This is a genomic window from Paenibacillus sp. FSL H7-0918 (genome assembly GCF_038007025.1).
Lineage (GTDB): Bacteria > Bacillota > Bacilli > Paenibacillales > Paenibacillaceae > Paenibacillus_AQ > Paenibacillus_AQ odorifer.
The window spans coordinates 276,243-293,479 of sequence record NZ_JBBOWJ010000003.1 but is presented as its reverse complement, the minus strand read 5'-3'; the positions used below and the strand labels follow the sequence as shown (position 1 = coordinate 293,479).

Below are 17,237 nucleotides of genomic sequence, written 5' to 3'. Positions count from 1 at the left end.
CACGATGAAGGAATTATTCCCTCGTAAAGGGCTCCCCAATATAATTCAAAAATTGGAAAATGGGGATACCGTAACAATCGTCTATTTCGGCGGCAGTAATACACGTTCTGAAGGCTACAGGGTTATGACGGCGGATTGGCTTCGTAAGCAATATCCTAAGGCGGATATCCGCTCTGTGAATGCAGGCATTGATGGGACAGGATCGGATTTGGGCTGTGCCCGTTTGGAGACAGATGTACTGCGTCATCGACCTGATCTAGTATTTGTTGAATTTGTCGGTAATGATGGCGGAGATCCCGAATCCAAGGCGCGGATCGAAGGGATTGTCCGTCAGATCCGCAAGCGGAGCCGGTTTACTGATATCCTGTTCGTTTATACGCTGAAGGAGCGGGATGTGGCCTTATTTCAGTCTGGAGAATACCAGAAGGGGGCTCTAATGCAAGAGGAAGTGGCCGACTATTACGGTATTCCTTCGATTCATCTGGGCGTAGCGGTCAGTCACTTGGTGTCGGAGGGAAAACTCGTTTTCACCTCAAGGGAAGACGTGTCCATTTCCGGAGCCGTTGTTTTTACACATGATTCGATCCATCCGACTATTCCCGAAGGACATCAGATTTACACGGATACGATCACCCGGTCATTTGAAAAAATTAGAGAACTTCAGGATCATCCAGGAAGGTCAGTACATCACTTACCTCAGAATCCGTTGGTCCCGGCTAATCCTTGGGAATATGCGAGCATGCTGTCATTGGATAGTCTTACCGATTTTTCCGCAGGATGGTCTTACATGACTCCCGATGATTGTGCTTTAGTACGCGAGTACAATTGGTTGTTCCCCGGCCTGTGGCGAGCAGTCGATCCTGGAGAGGCTATTACGGTGCAGTTCGAGGGAACTCATATCGGGTTATTCGATATCGGGGGGCCTGATTCTGGCAGATTGAAGGTGTCGGTGGATGGTGGGGAACCCTTTATTGTCGATCGATTCACACTACACAACGATCATAATCGTAATCAGTATGTATTCTTGCCGGAGCTCCCGAATGGGAAACATACGGTGCGCTTCGAAGTCGATACCGAAAAGACAGACAAAGCGGCTGTATTTGAGGCATGCGGCAATGAACGAAGTATTGAGCATGTTCGGCAGCATCCAGATTGGTATGATCAAACGGTGATCCAGCTTGGGAAGTTGTTATTGGTGCAGCCGCCATTATAATTAATCATAAGGTTTTCTCCAATTGAAAGACCTATATCATACTGACTGCAGTTGAGCGGCCAGTTATGATGTAGGTCTCTTTTTAAAGGAAGACAATGTCGTTTCTTCTTGCTTAAAATCTTATAAGAAATTCTTGAAATCAAAGAAATTTCACAGTTATGTGACATGCTATGATAAAAACGACGGAGCGGGATTAGCCAGAAGAATACGGCTGATTGCTTCTTTATGATCTTCGAACAAAGGAGGGTTTTATTATTTTGAAAGCGTTATCAACTTAAGGGAGGCTGTGAGTTGTATGATAAAAAGGAAGCTGTTTTTCTTAATCGTTTTCATCGTGACGATATTAGTTCCTTTCAGCCTAGACGGAATAAGGACCGCTTATGCAGAGACCTTACCGTATAAGACGATTATTATCGATGACGGGAGCATCACGATCAATGATGTGGTGACACCTGATGTGGGTAACGAGAACAACGGATATTCAGCTCCGAATTGGACCACAAGTACAGGGGTGAAGGGGTATGATAACTCCAGCTCCAAATATACGAGTACAGCAGGCAGAACGATATCATGGAATCCACGATTGGAAGCAGGAACGGCGAGAATTTCGTTATACAAGCTTAACTGGGAAGATAAAGCGGATAGCAATGTAAAAATTGAAATCGTCCACAATGGAACGACGGATGTTCTCTTTATGGATTTGAGACCTTCATTTGGCTCTTCTGTGGGATGGGTTGATTTGGGAGAGTACTATTTTTCCGGAGTTGGTAACGAATTTGTTAGATTAACTCGGTCTACCAGCACAACCAGCACGATACTTACTCGTGCAGATGCGGTCAAGTTCGAAGGGAATATTCAGCAAAAAGAGCCTCATAAGACGATCATCATTGATGATGGAAGCCTCACGATTGATGATGTCGTCACCACTGATGTAGATAACGCAAATAACGGGTTCTCCGCTCCTGATTGGACTACAAGTACGGGAGTGAAGGGATATAATAATTCCAGTTCCAAATTTACCGATGCAGTAGGAAGAAGCATCACATGGAATCCGCGATTAGAAGCAGGGACGGCGAAAATTTCATTCAACAAGCTTGATTGGGCGGATAAAGCAGACAGTAATGTTAAAATCGAAATTGTTCACAATGGGATTACGGATGTTATGTTTATGGATCTGAGACCCTCGTCGGGGCCATCGGCCGGATGGGTTGATTTGGGGTCCTATTATTTCAGTGGTGATGATAGCGAATTTGTCAGACTGACTCGAACACAACCTACGACCGGAAAAATCATTACGCGGGCCGATGCGGTCAAATTTGAAGGGAATATACGGCAGCAAGCTCCGCCGTTGCCTCCGCTGCGCAGCCGTACATTGGCGAATCTCAGTTACACGGAAAAAGGCAGCATCGAGAATGCCAGCTATAAGGCTACCTTTTATGAAGCTGCTTGGGATGAAGGCAAAACCATCGTTCGTGATATGTTCTACAAGGATACGGATACGGGGAACTGGGTGCCTGTCAATAATGTGGCGGAAAGACTTGAAGAACAATGGGTCTTATTGGATGGGAATGCGGGGAGTCGAACCAATTATTACGATACGATGAACAAACGCTGGATTACATTCGACGAGATCAATTTCCCAGACAGCCACACGGCGATATTAACCGATTCTTCACATGAAAGCGATTACGATTTACAAGTGAACTGGTCCATGTCAGGGGACAAACCTGATGTTTCCTTCGCCTTTACACCTCGCAAGGATGGCAATTATGTAATCGGTTATCAGTCCTTCACAACAGAGCAAATCTCAGACGTCAATGAAGTGTTAAATGGTTTTAGATCACACGCCAAAATGGTAGGTTCAGTGGAATCAACAAGCTTAAGGGAACTAAGCGCTCCGATGAGTCTAATTGAGAAGAATGACGGTTCGGGGAATCCATTGACATATGGGGTATTTGTACCGTCGGATGAGCTTCCGGTTGAATTTGAACCGACGGGAGGCGTTACGAAGCAAAGGCTTGGCATGAGCCTTGTCAACAACGAAGGTAGCGTGCAGCCAATCTTGTATGCTCCTCAATTAGGGACCTATTCGCAAATGAACGCAGAAAGCACTTATCAATTTCATATGGGACTAATCGCTCAAAAAAGCAAATTGTATGAGTCCTACGCGGATATTCTTCGCAAAGAGTACGGTTATTCTGCATACCGGGAAAATGTATCAGATCAGTCGCTTACTGACGCGATGTTCAATATGATCGATTTACTTAAGATAGAGCCGCAAGGGGATGACTCTGTTGATTATGTCCCGTCACCCAGCGGGTGGTGGAGCCGTGCCAAGGGCTTTATTGACATCGAAAACGAGGATAGCGTTCGAACAAGCTCGAATGCAGTTCTTTTGGGGGCTTACTATTTGACTGGGGATGACCAGCTCTACGATACGAGAGCATTGCCGTCCGTCCAGTATGGCTTATCGCGAAATGGTATAGGCTGGTCGCCTACGCAAAAGCCAGTATACGGTGTGCCGTCGTTATGGAAAATGGCAACCTTGCCGTTTGATTTTTCAAGCGTAACCGCTCTCAATCAGATGATGGGTACTTCGGCAGGAATTGGAGCACTGGCACAGGAAGAATACCTCGTGCGTGATCCTGACCAGAAAGACCGTGGTCCTGTCATTCAACCCCTGATGATGTATCGTATGACGGGAGATACGCAGTATTTACAGGCTGCCAAGGATGCAGCCGACAGCTATATCATGCAGCAAATTGATACGCCTGCATCCGTCAATGTGAGTAAAAATGAGTTCATTTATTATTATAGCAAGCTGTGGATGGAGATCTTGGAGCTTTACGAGGAAACTCAGGATCCCAAATACTTGAATGCTGCTTATAAGGAAGCCAAACGGTATGCAACGATGTTTGTTGCTCGTCCGGTTCCTGAAGGTAGAGTTACGATTCCGCAGCCTGAGACGTATAATTACGCGGAGTCGTTCCATTGGCCGGAAAGTGGTAAATATCAATATCCTCGGATCAAGCTCCCAGAAGATGTAGCCGGAGGCGTACAAGCGGATAGTTGGCTTGTTTCTCCCAATGGATTGACGTTTGAAGCGGGAAGTACAACTGGCTATTATCGGATGAATGCTCAGGAAGCTCCATTCATGCTGAGATTGTCGCTCTATACAGGTGATAAACTGCTGCAGGATATTGCTCATAATGCAGTTATTGGACGATATTCAAGTTATCCAGGTTATTACTATAAGGGCTTCGCCGTTAGCCAACTTGAGCCAGAGTTTCCTCTGGAAGGCCCAAGCGGGGCTACATCCATCTATTATCACCATATCCCGGGACAGCTCGGGCAAACGATGGATTATTTGATCAGCGAACAAACGTTGAAATCAAATGGTAGTATTACATTTCCTTCTGTTTTTGAAACTAATTTTTTATGGTTCAAATATCACCTCTATGGAAATAAACCAGGGATTTTTTACGGTAATTCCGACGTTTGGCTCTGGATGCCCAAGGGGATTATCAAGACCAACCATCCTCAATTGAACTGGATAACGGGAGAGAGCGGGAATAAATTCTACATCGGGTTAAGCAACGAATCATCAGCTGAAGTCCAGACTCCGATCGAATTGAATGCGCAAATCATTGGGTTCAACCCGGCACAAGATTATACCGTAACCATCATCCGCGACAATGGCACACCAGAGCAAGCGGTTATGAGTGGTGGAATCATTCAAGCCACGGTTTCAAGCAAAGGAATAACCGCTATCATTGTAGAAGGACTCAACATTGATGTTCCGCTGCACCAGGTCAGAACTGCTGATACATCGGATGCAAGCTATTTCTTCGATATCCACAGTCCAATAGATGCGGTTAAAGGTATCCTGATCGTCAAGCCCGACGAAACGGCCTATGATGCTTATGTGCAGGCAAAAACGACAAAACCAGCGACGATCCATTATTCCTTGGATGGCGGAGTAACGTATACAACCATTCCAGATACGATCTATCCGATGGAATGGTCGATACGGGTAAACGATTTATCCCAAACCTTCACTTATTATGTGGAATCGGATGGGAAACAGACCCGCAAGCGGACACTCTATTTGCCTGATCAAGTACAAGAAACTCCAGTTCAACCGGATTGGCAGGAGAGTTCATCGATCATTGTGGATAATACGGAGGCAGAGACAGAAGGCGTCTGGATACGGGATACAACGGCTAACGACTATTACTATGATAACTATGTGTACGCCAAATCGACTGCCGGCACAGCGACAAGCAGAATTAAATGGCGGCCTGAGCTGCCGGAAAGTGTTACTTACAGTGTGTATTACAAGCTTCCGCAAATAACCGCTACAAGTGAAAATTGGGCAACGAATGCCTCATTTACCGTTTATTATAGTGGAGGCTCCGAGACGGTTACCGTTGATGAGACAACGGCCAATGGGACTTGGGTGCACCTGGGAGATTATCCTTTTGCAGCAGGCGATAGCGGATATGTCGAATTAACCAATAAGGCCAACAAGTCACGGGTAGTTGCCGATGCGATGATGTGGGTGGATCCAAACAGTATGCCGCAATTGGAGTCTGTGGTGATCCTGTCGGATCGGGGTGAACTGCAAATGACTCAAACCGCACAACTAAGCGTGACCGGCTATTTGGATAACGGTCTGATTGGTGATCTATCACAGGCAAATGTGCAGTATTTCGTTGATCGAACCGATCTGGCTGAAGTGGACAGTAGCGGTATGTTGACCCTTCTAAGTCTCGACGGAGAAACGGATCATATTGAGGTATGGGCCACTGTAACGATTGACGGGGTGACCTTAACAACACCTTCTATGACAATTGCGATCAGGGACTTAACGGTTATTGTCGACAGCACGAATACGACTGGGTTATACACGACAGAAGGATCTTGGAGCCAAAGCAATTTAGCTGGATACAAAATTGGGGTTAAGTCCCGTTATTCTACCGTTCAAGGTTCATCAGCGACGTGGAAAGGCCAGTTCCCAGAGGGGAAATATACGGTCTCCATTTACAAGCTCGTCCATACGACGGCAAACGATAACTATGTCAAAGTGGAAGTGAAGCATCAGTCGGTTACCGAGGTTACGTATATTGATGCAACCGTCGGCTCATCAGGTTGGGTTAATCTAGGAACGTTCGACTTTACTGGAGACGGCAGCGAGTACGTTCGTCTAACAAGGGTTACTCCGACAACGGTAGATCCGCCAACTCTACCTGCCGATATGATTTATACGAGGGCTGATGCAGTCAAGTTCGAACGGCATTCCGTTAGCCCGGAATTGCTTGCAAATGGGGTGCCAGGTAAACCGATACTTTCGAATAATAGCGGTGTTGCGACAGGTATAAATGATGGCAATTATGAGGTTACAATGAATATGTGGTGGGGAAACAATGGCTCACTGTATAAGTTGTACGAGAATGGTCAATTGATCCAAACGAAGTCACTGGCCGATGTTTCGCCAGCCGCCCAGACTTCCATTATTCCTATTCAAGGAAAGCCGAATGGAACCTATGTGTATACATGTGAGTTATCGAATTTGTATGGAACGACTTCATGTGATCCACACACCGTCACCGTGGCTGAGGCGAATCCCGGCAAACCTGTGTTGTCTAGTGACAACTGGGATCAAGATGGCGACTATAGTATTACTGCTAATATGTGGTGGGGCACGAACGCAGAACAGTATCGATTATATGAAAATGGCGAACTTATTGAAACGCAATCTTTATCTTCACAAACACCAAGTGCTCAATCGGCCATTACACAAATTTCAGGAAAATCTCCTGGCATCTATCAATATCGCGGTGAGTTTATGAATGGAAGTGGAACAACGGAAAGTGATACGATAAAGATTATTGTAAAATAAACTTATGAGCTGAGTGGATGAGAACAATCCATTCGGCTTTTTTATTTCCTGGAATTTAGTATAGAGCTATACAAAAAGCTAATCTTTCAAGGCTCTCAACTGGGTGATATCTACATAATACTGCTCATGCTAGATTAGCAGGGCGTTTTCAACCAAACGTGGTAATTTGAACATGTCAAATTTGTTCTAATTCAGTCTAAATAAGCGCTTATATTAGGGTGTGGCTAAACTTACAATAATGTCTAACCATTTAAATTTGGGAACTTCTCCTGCAATGGCGAAGAATTTCACTGTCATGGCTTTCATGCAAAGCTAGGTTGAATATTGGAGAGGAGGCTGTCATGGGGATTACAAGACGAAAACCAACAGTGATTATCTTGTTTACCGCTCTGATTGTTCTTGCTTTACTCATGTTGGGCTTAACTAACAAAAAGGCGGAACTGCCTGAAAATTGGATATTTACAGTAGATGGATACGCCGTAACAGAGGAAGAATTTCAATCTTTTGTCAAAGAGCAGAGAGCTATAACGGTAGACTATTTCTTCAGAACTTATGGGGCCCAAGTAGATGAGGGCTTCTGGACACGTCAATACGGCAAAAATCATGAAACCCCCTCTGAATACGCCAAAAATTCTGCGATGACAGCATTGCTAATGTCCAAGCAGGAGCAATTTATTGCAGACAAGCGAGGAATCGCCCCTTACCAAAGCTTTGATGAGCTTAAATCCGACATGGAAGAAGAAAATGTTAAGCGAGCTAAGATGGATGATTCAGGAGAGACTTACTATGGGTTGCCTCAGTTTGATTTATATCAATACATGCAATATTTAAGTGGCGCCCGTTGGCCGGATTTGATAGAAACCCAGGTAAAGAAAACGAAAATGAGCGACACCGAGTTACAAGTTGAGTATGCATCAAAAAGTGAGGAATATGTTCGTGTTGCTGATAAATTAACGGCTGCGTTAGCGACAGCGGGGCAGGCCAAAGAAGAAAAAGTGCTAAATCGTTTGGATATATCCAAAGAAGATACCGAGTCTCTTAAGTTCTGGGAGTCTTTAGCTGCTGCTTCTGTAGGTGAGACAGTAATCGGTAAATATATGGGTGAGGATGTCGTTGCTACATTAACCACAAAACCGGAAATCACCAAGCTTAAACTGGAAGAAGTGAAAGATTCCATTCTATACGGATCGGCGGAGTCTGACTTGCGCGCGTTAATTGCAAATACGAATGAATTGAAGATCGTGTATAACGGTAATCGATTCAGTGAGTTTGTAGTGAACTAGAATAGTTAGTTTTTAAGTTTATAAAAATCTATGTCTATTGAGACTTCCATAGATACAGATTTTTTATAAAGTATAAATTTATTAATTTCAAAGGGAGGAAATTTTGGAATGATACGATGGAAATGGATGCAAAAAGCTTTGTCGATAGTTACAGCTACAACGTTGGCATTCCCTGCTCTGTTCGGCTTGGCACCTTCATCCGAAGTGTCAGCTGCGGGAGGGAGCGAATCTTTTGACTCCGTTGTACTAGAATTGACACAAGCGGCAGGTCAAACAGGTAGGGTAAATCTTACGTATAAAGGTTCACCTTTAAGCAGTCTGGTTAAAGGACCGGTTATTGACGAGGTAAGTTATGATTCCAGCAATTCGCAACTTTTAACTGTTAATAATCAGGGGAACATTACGTTATCTAACGGTTATACATTTGCGTCGCCAGATGCTCCGGGCGTCCCGGTGACAATCACGGCCAGGGCGGGTTATTACCCTGACTCAGAAGTGTTATTCATGGAGGACTTCGAGAACAACAATGGTCCGATGACATCTATGAGCAAATTAGGCTCGTCATTCACGCTGTCCGATGCACAGTCCCGTTCTGGATTGAAAGCGATTACACCTTCGGATGATACGAATAATGAAAAGGTAGCTCAAGATGTGGCATTGCCGGCTGGCAGCAATTATAAGATGACGGCATGGTATTTTGACCCGTATCCTAATGAGGAGAAGACTGCGACGGATAGAACGCAATTTGCTATTGTAGATGGCAAAAATGCCACCTTTGCCGGGACATTCTATCAAAGTTCAGAGGCAGATGTTATTCATAACCCAACGAAATATACTTGGGCTTATGCACCATCATCAGCGGGTACAGCAGGTAACCGTTGGAAAGATAGCGGGGCTTTACGTTCCACAGGCTGGCATAAATTCGAGTGGCTTATTACACCAAATGGTGCGACGTTACAAATAGACGGAACATTAATATCCGATTCAGCGCAAAGTGATATTTACAGAGCTATGAAGAGCGGTACAACCATTCAGCCTAAAATAGCGGGAGGATGGAATAGCCAGACAGGGAACAAAGCTTATATTAAAAATAAACATCTAATCGACGATTTTTATGTTGTAAAAGATGTGGCTACAACAACAGGAACCAGAACATTAACAGTGAATTTGGTACCTCCCGGCGGATTGCCAAATTTAGAAATAAGCACTCAGCCAACAGCGGCAGAAGTGAAACAAGGTGAGACAGCAACATTTAGCATTACGGCATCAGCCGCTGCTACTGCTTATCAATGGTATGTATCTGATGACGAGACTGGCTTGAGCGGGACAAAAGTCAGCGGAGCTGACAAGGCAGTATTAACACTTTCCAATGTGGACGCAGCTTCACAACAAGGCAATTTTTATTATTGCGAGGTTTCCTCGGCAGAGGGAGTTGTGGTGAAATCCCATGCTGTACCGTTGTTGATAACCACCAATACGCAGGTGAATGCACCAATTAATCCAACGCTTGACTCGGACACGGGTATTTATAGTGGTGCTTCCAATTACGGCGATACTCTAGTAACACTGTTCAAAGACGGTGGACCTGTGGGTTATTATTTATCGAAAAATGGGGGACCCGACCAGCCTAACAATCATGAAAGGCATCATGTTCTGCCCTATGCAAGGGCACTCGGAGTGGGCAACTACACTGTTACAGCTATTGTCATAAATAATGCGGGAGATATCAGTGAAGAAGTTGCAGCATCCGGAATATTGAAAATCGAGAAATTGCCTACACCGGCAAATGCCAGATGGAACGGCACATACGCTACATGGGATCGCGTCGCTAACGCATCTGCCTATTCGGTTCAACTCTTCAGTAATGGAGTGGTTAATGGAAGCCCGATTGCAGCAACAAGCAATGATGCGGCTTTGTCCCCGACTTTAAATGATACATTTAAAATAAAAGCAAACGGCAACGCAACGTCACGATTCTTAGACTCTGATGAGTCAGGGGAGAGTGCACAATATTCAGCGAACATTGCGCTAATTCGCCAGAACGATACATTACGGGCAGGAGATAGAACGCGGTTAATGGTTGACACAGCTGATGTGTTCGTTGCTGATAACATCAGCTTCAGTCCGGCGGATCAAGACAAGGATAAGATTGAAGTTGATGATGCCGGATTCGTGACGGTTAAGAAAGGTTATATTCCGACAGGGAACGAAGAAGTTACTGTACATGTGAGCGTTGATTACTTCAATAAGGCTGACACTAAGTTTTACGATGGATTTGAAGGGGAGAAGAAATTTTCAAATGGTGCGAACGGATATGTTCACAGCGATGTGATGTCTCGTACCGGAGGAAAGGCCGCGACATCAAGCGGCGCCGGTCAGGTGGCGACTGTTCCAGGTACCTATAATTATGCCCCTGCAACCGGTAAGACAACAATCGTTACTGCTTGGTACTATGATGATGGCAGAGCGGCTTCCAATGACCACGCTGTCTTTGGCTTAACCCCATCGTCCAATGAACATATCGCAATAAATTATGGCAATGGAGATGGTGACTGGGCGGAAAATCTGACCAATTACGCAGTCAGGCCTGGTTCATCCGGGAGATTCTATCCTGTAGATGTCCAGCGAAGCGAAGGTTGGCATAAATTTCAATGGTTCGTTACATCAACAGGAACAACCTATAAAATCGATGGACAAGACATTCAAAGGCAAACAACAGCTGGCGGAAATTTTGATACTCCAGTTAAGAACAATATTTCCAAGATCGATGCATTGCAGCTTGCTACGAACTGGGGCAACAAGCCTGGAACGGTTAAGGATATACAGAACAGGCATTTTATCGATGACGTATATGTTATCGATAGTGGAATAGCAGCCCAAACCGGAACAGCTTCTATTACGCTAAAGCTCTTGCCTAAAGAGTATAGTCACTTGGAAGACAGCACATATGTTATTGGTCTGGATGACTATAATATCACCGTAAATCCTGATTTAACGGATCTGGCTGGAGTGAAGATCGGCGCTGTAACTCTGCTGCGGGATGTGGATTATACGGTTAGCGGTAATGTATTGAAGATTAACAAAGAATCATTCACAAGAAATAATATCGTGCCGGGAAAATATACCGTTAGACTTGATCTGTATCCTGCCGAAATCACCTTCGAGTTGAACATTGTACCCCTTGAAGTCCGTGATTATTATCTCTCCAATAACGGTGACGATCATGCAGATGGACGCACACCAGCTACGGCATGGAAATCAATCTCCAAGATTAATGAATATGTATTTATGCCAGGTTCAACTATTTATCTGGATGCGAATAGCGTATGGAACGAACAAATCAGACTGCGCGGCAATGGTGAGGAAGGAAATCCGATTACGCTTACAAAATATAATACGACCGACCCTAACCAACGCCCGGTAATTAATGGTGGAGGAACAGCGTCGAGCCCATCAGGCATATCCTTAAACGGTACCATTGAGTTATATGACGTAAACTATTGGGTAGTCAGTGGAATTGAAGTAACGAACATCGGCAATGCGGCAGGTGACGGCCGCTCCGGTATCGCTGTAATGTCAAGGATTTCGAAGCTGGGACAAGGTCAGTTTAATATTCAAGATTATGCTGATGCTCGTATGCAAGGAATCGTCATTCGAGATAACTATGTTCATGATGTTAATGGGCTGCACCAAGCAAATGGGGCAAGTAAGGTATCCGGCGGCATCATTATTAATGGTTATGTGGATATATTGGTTGAAGGCAACAAAACCCTTCGTTGTGATAACGAAGGTATTCGCAATAATGCCTACGGGCCAAGCAATCCTGGGACTAATAACACAGGCATTACTTGGAGTAATTCTAGCTATCCTTGGGCATCCAACGCTGTGTTTAGAAACAACTGGGTTTCTAGTTCGGTTGGAGATGGCATTGTCATGTCCGGCGGGAACAACTCCCTTGTGGAACGAAATGTGGTCACAGACAACGGTTATAGCTATTTAAGCGATAAGAGTGGCAATCTGGTTACGAACTGGGGGCCAAATAATACAACACCAACATATCTAGGTTCGCAAAACTATGCGGCTGCGTGGATTATGGCAAGTAAAGGCACCATCTTCCGCTATAATGAAGCTGTGGATAACCCTTATCATGCAAGTAATGACGGTATGGCTTGGGACATTGACAACTATTGTCAGGATAATGTGTATGAATACAATTACAGCCGAAATAACTATGGTGGTTGGTACTTACAGATGAATGCTGCCAAGGGCAATATCGTTCGCTATAATATTAGCGTGAACGACGGCCGCAGCCCCGATTTTAACAAGAGCTTTAACAGTCTAATATTGCTTGCAGGAGGTTCTTCAACGAGCGAGGAATTAAGTGGCTTATACTATAACAATGTCATCGTCACACCATTGAAGAATAGCAGTTCGTTAGTATTTGACCCGACAGCCTCCAACTTGCACATTTATTTCCAAAATAATATATTTGCCTACACTGGGGCAAACAACCAGGTTGGTCTGAAAGGCGGGGGAACATCAGCTCCATTTGCAGCCGGACGGTTTACGAACAACATTGTGTATCCGGCTAATCTTTTTGGCAGCATGAACGCAGGTGGAGGCGGATATCTAGGTGCAGGCGTAACAGCAACAGACAACCGCTATGTAACGGAAGAGGAACTGAATTCTATATTAAAAGATTATAAATCTGCACCTGAACATTGGATTACCAACAGTGGGACAGTGGATGCCAAGCTTGATTACGATGCGATGAACGGGTTCCGTCTTGCGGATGGTAATAACCTGGCCTATGGTGCAGGTGCCGAGATTGTAAGCCCATATGTGGATCGGGCGAATGCTCTGCCTCATATGACGGAGAGAACAGACTTCTTCGGCAATTCACTTAGCGCTAGAACGCATTCCATCGGCGCGCACAACCCTTATGCGGTAACTTTTGATTCCAATGGGGGCAGTGAAGTTGCGGTGAAGTTCGCTGACATGGGCGGTACAATTACCGAGCCAACAGCGCCGACAAAAGATAAAACTGTTTTCGGCGGTTGGTATCAAGATAAAGGATTAAACGATGCTTGGAATTTCGATGCTGATCCTGTTACAAGGGATATTGAATTATATGCGAAATGGGCTGAAGACGCAGGTACGGCACCAACGATAATGACGAATTCGCTTGCGGATGGCAAGGTAGGACAACCTTATTCGGCAGTTCTTACCACTGATGGCGATAAGCCGATCAAATGGGCCGTTGTAGAGGGGCAATTACCATCAGGATTGAGCTTGGATGAAGATGTTGGTGTTATCTCTGGTACACCGGATCAATGGGGTCAATTTAAGTTCAAAGTTCAAGCAAACAATGACGTTGGCAGTGACACAAAACAGTTCAATATAGTGATCACTGAAGATGTCTCAGTTGATACAGCTCCGGAGATTATCACTAAGAATTTACCAAATGGCAAAGTTGGACAACCGTATACAGTAACACTAGCGGTATATGGCAGTGAACCGATTTCTTGGAAGGTCCAGGGAGGAGATTTGCCAGTAGATTTGAAACTAGATGAAGCAACAGGCGTTATCTCGGGTACGCCTCCAGAGGCAGGATATTACGAATTCACGGTTGCAGCAACGAATGATTTTGGTAAAGATGAGCGAGAATTGAGCATCGAGATTAAAGAAGATAAGCCAGTGGATACAGCTCCGGAGATTATCACTAAGAATCTGCCAAGCGGCAACGTTGGACAACCGTATACGGTAACATTAGCGGTTTACGGCGACAAACCGATTACCTGGAAAGTGAGTGATAATTATTTACCTGCTGGGCTGAATTTAGAAGGAGCTACGGGTATTATTTCAGGCGTGCCTACTGAAGCGGGAACTTACAAATTCAATATTACGGCTTCCAATCATGCTGGCATGGATACGATAGAGTTAACTATTGTAATTACTGCAAATAACAGTGGTGGCAATAATGGCAATAACAATGGCGGCAATTCAAATGGCCACAGCAGTACGCCGACTCCTTCGCCAGAGTTATCAGTAGCGGAGCGTATTGATGCTACAATCAAAGAGCAGCTGAAGAAGGGCAATTCCATTGCATTGACGATGTCAGCCGGAAAAGATGAGCTTGAGATTCAAAGCGATACGATCGGTGCGATTATTAATGCCGACAAACCGCTAATCGTTACGAATAACACCGTATCTGTTAAATTGTCCGCTGAATTGTTGAAGCAATTGAATACAGGAAAGTGGATGAAGGTTGTCATTAAACCTGTAGATGAAAGAGGCGGAGCTATAGGGCGGGGATATGAATTAAAGATCTTCGTGGATGGCCGGGAAGTAACGGATTATACAGGGCTTATACCCGTAACCTTCGATCTGTCAAAAGAGAAGTTGTCGACAAACGAGCTTAACATGTTATGCGGTGTTATGCTTCAATTGAACGGTAACATGGAGCGTTTAGGCGGCAACTATGAGCGTGAGACAGGTAAATTTACTTTCACGGCAAAAGGACTAGGTTATATCTTCATTACAGCCAAGCCTGAACCTGTGAAATTGGAATTCACTTTAGGAAAGACAGGATATAAATTAAACGGAATCGAAATGAGTATGGACGTTGCTTCAACGGTAGTTAAAGGCAGAACGTTAGTCCCACTGCGCTTCGTTGCCGAGAGCTTAGGAGCAAACGTAAGCTGGGATAACGTTACGAAAACCGTAATGATTACTTTGAAAGGTCAGACTTTGTCGATTAAGATCGGTGAACTTGCACCAGGAATGGATGTAGCAGCTGAACTTGTAAACGGTCGTACTATGCTCCCATTACGTTTCATTGCTGAGTATTTTGGTGCAAATATATTCTTCGATAATACTTCGAAATCCATTAGTATCACGAAGTAGTATTTCCTAAAATTAGCAGCTACGCTCGAAACCCTCTAACATGCACTGCCATGTTAGAGGGTTTTCTAGTGTGCGCCCGGCATAGACGATAACTTGGCGGTGAAAGTCCTCTATTAACGAACAATAAAATTGTCTTAACTGGAAACAATTCTTTAGATTGTGTTAATCTGTCTAATAGTGAACTCGGTTTAGAAAGAGGGAAGTTACTTGAAAAGAAACGTGTTATATATTGAAGATAATGAGAAGATAGGCAGTTGGGTAAAGGAAGAATTGGAACAACGAGGATTTTCAGTACAGTGGCTGCTTTCTGGTGAAGGAGCTGAAAAAGAAGTAAATCAGCATGAAATCGTTATTTTGGATATCATGTTACCCGGTTTAGACGGATTTACTGTGGGGAAACGATTAAAAAAGGCAGCTCCTGCTGTTCCTATTTTGCTGTTAACTGCTCGAACATCGATAGATGATAAGGTAGAAGGGTTACAATTTGCTGATGACTATTTAACGAAACCATTCCATACGGATGAACTAATTGCTAGATTAGAAGTATTAATCCGTCGAAAGGGCGGAACACATTCCGAACGCATTTCATTAGGGAATTATATTGAAGTAGATCCGGAAATCCAAACGGTATTTGACAAACACACAGGAGAAGAAATTATATTGACAGGGAAACAACATCATATTTTGATGTACTTCTTACGCCACCCTAATCAAGTTTTACCAAAAGAACAAATCTATGAAGCCATCTGGGAAGAGGCTTATATCACAGGTGATAAAACATTAATGGTACATATTCATCGACTGCGTCAAAAGCTGGAACGCCATCCAGACTCCCCAGAGATTATTGAAACATTGAAGGGAATAGGCTATCGGGTGAAACTATGAGACAGACTAAATCACTATTTCGTCGTTTTCTAAAAGGACATTTTCTATTTATCTTTTTACCTCCGATCGTACTTATTTTCTTATCTGCGTTCATTGCGTCTCCTTTTAATGAAGAAGAGCTGAATAAGTTAAATTATTTTTACATTGTACTTCTTGTGTTTGGTTTTATTATTGTCGCATTTGTGGTAATCTCTTGGATTTTCTTCTTGAGACTTTGTAAACGTCTCACCTGCTTACAGGAAGTCATGTCATTTTCAGCTAATCATAACTCATTTCCTAAACCAATAGCTGTTCAAAGTGATCGTATGGATGAAATAGACCAGTTAGGAAGTTCCTTTAATTGGATGATTCAACAGCTTGAAGACAGTCGCAAGCGAGAACATGAAGAGGAATTGTTACGACATCGACTCATCGCGAATTTATCTCACGACTTACGAACGCCGCTTACCATTTTGAGAGGACATGTCACCCGATTAAATAAAGAATCAATGAGTCTAGAAGGACAAAACTCATTATCAGAGATGAACCATACGATTACTAGAGTCGGAGATCTAATGGATGATTTACTTTCCTATACATTGCTTACATCAGGAAAACATCCTTTTGAGCCCACTTCAACAGATATTGGACGTTTAGTAAGAGCATCTGTTGCTGCGTGGTATCCTGTATTTGAAGAAAAAGAAATCCGGATCGAGGTTGATTTACCGACAGAGAAGACTTTTTATTGGGAAGCAGATCCTAAATGGATGACACGTGTTCTGGATAATTTATTTCAGAATATTCTCCGCCATGCAGCAGAGGGCAAATATGTAAACATTGTGGTTGATGTAGAAAAAGAACAGATCATTGTTGCAGACAGAGGTCCGGGGATGGATAACTCTTCCTATGAGCGTGGGGCGGGGATAGGTTTATCGACTTCAAATTATATGTTGAATAAAATGAAGCTTAAAGCTGACTTTACATCAAATGAAAACGGCACAACAGTGGCTATTGGTAGAGCTTAACCTAAAGTTAAACCAGAAGTAAACAGCAGGATAACCGAGATGTA

General features: G+C 43.9%; 6 protein-coding genes. All 6 read left to right on the top strand.

Going from position 1 to position 17,237, the window contains the following annotated elements; all coding sequences use genetic code 11:
• Nucleotides 1–4: 4 nt before the first annotated feature.
• The 6 genes from MHI15_RS21230 to MHI15_RS21205 all read left to right on the top strand — a co-directional run bounded on the left by MHI15_RS21230 (nt 5) and on the right by MHI15_RS21205 (nt 17,193).
• Nucleotides 5–1,213, top strand: a complete 1,209-nt coding sequence (locus MHI15_RS21230) for an SGNH/GDSL hydrolase family protein (RefSeq protein ID WP_076126551.1) — start codon at nt 5–7, stop codon at nt 1,211–1,213.
• A gap of 295 nt (nt 1,214–1,508) precedes the next feature.
• Nucleotides 1,509–7,115 carry a golvesin C-terminal-like domain-containing protein gene (locus MHI15_RS21225; RefSeq protein ID WP_341164809.1) on the top strand — a complete coding sequence of 1,869 codons (5,607 nt, stop codon included), beginning with the start codon at nt 1,509–1,511 and terminating at the stop codon, nt 7,113–7,115.
• Nucleotides 7,116–7,456: 341 nt separating this feature from the next.
• Nucleotides 7,457–8,398, top strand: coding sequence for a hypothetical protein (locus MHI15_RS21220; RefSeq protein WP_341164808.1), 942 nt, complete (start codon nt 7,457–7,459; stop codon nt 8,396–8,398).
• A gap of 108 nt (nt 8,399–8,506) precedes the next feature.
• Nucleotides 8,507–15,304, top strand: coding sequence for a stalk domain-containing protein (locus MHI15_RS21215; RefSeq protein WP_076190268.1), 6,798 nt, complete (start codon nt 8,507–8,509; stop codon nt 15,302–15,304).
• Nucleotides 15,305–15,511: 207 nt separating this feature from the next.
• The gene (locus MHI15_RS21210; protein ID WP_076190267.1) at nt 15,512–16,189 is read left to right on the top strand and encodes a response regulator transcription factor; all 678 of its coding nucleotides are present in this window, start codon (nt 15,512–15,514) and stop codon (nt 16,187–16,189) included.
• Nucleotides 16,186–17,193 carry a sensor histidine kinase gene (locus MHI15_RS21205; RefSeq protein WP_076190266.1) on the top strand — a complete coding sequence of 336 codons (1,008 nt, stop codon included), beginning with the start codon at nt 16,186–16,188 and terminating at the stop codon, nt 17,191–17,193. The genes MHI15_RS21210 and MHI15_RS21205 overlap by 4 nt, the downstream gene beginning before the upstream one ends.
• Nucleotides 17,194–17,237: the final 44 nt, after the last annotated feature.

What these genes read in the sequence shown, in the direction of transcription:
- MHI15_RS21225 (WP_341164809.1), top strand. Translation starts at nt 1,509, where the DNA reads ATGATAAAAAGGAAGCTGTTTTTCTTAATCGTTTTCATCGTGACGATA.
- MHI15_RS21205 (WP_076190266.1), top strand. Translation starts at nt 16,186, where the DNA reads ATGAGACAGACTAAATCACTATTTCGTCGTTTTCTAAAAGGACATTTT.
- MHI15_RS21215 (WP_076190268.1), top strand. Translation starts at nt 8,507, where the DNA reads ATGATACGATGGAAATGGATGCAAAAAGCTTTGTCGATAGTTACAGCT.
- MHI15_RS21230 (WP_076126551.1), top strand. Translation starts at nt 5, where the DNA reads ATGAAGGAATTATTCCCTCGTAAAGGGCTCCCCAATATAATTCAAAAA.
- MHI15_RS21220 (WP_341164808.1), top strand. Translation starts at nt 7,457, where the DNA reads ATGGGGATTACAAGACGAAAACCAACAGTGATTATCTTGTTTACCGCT.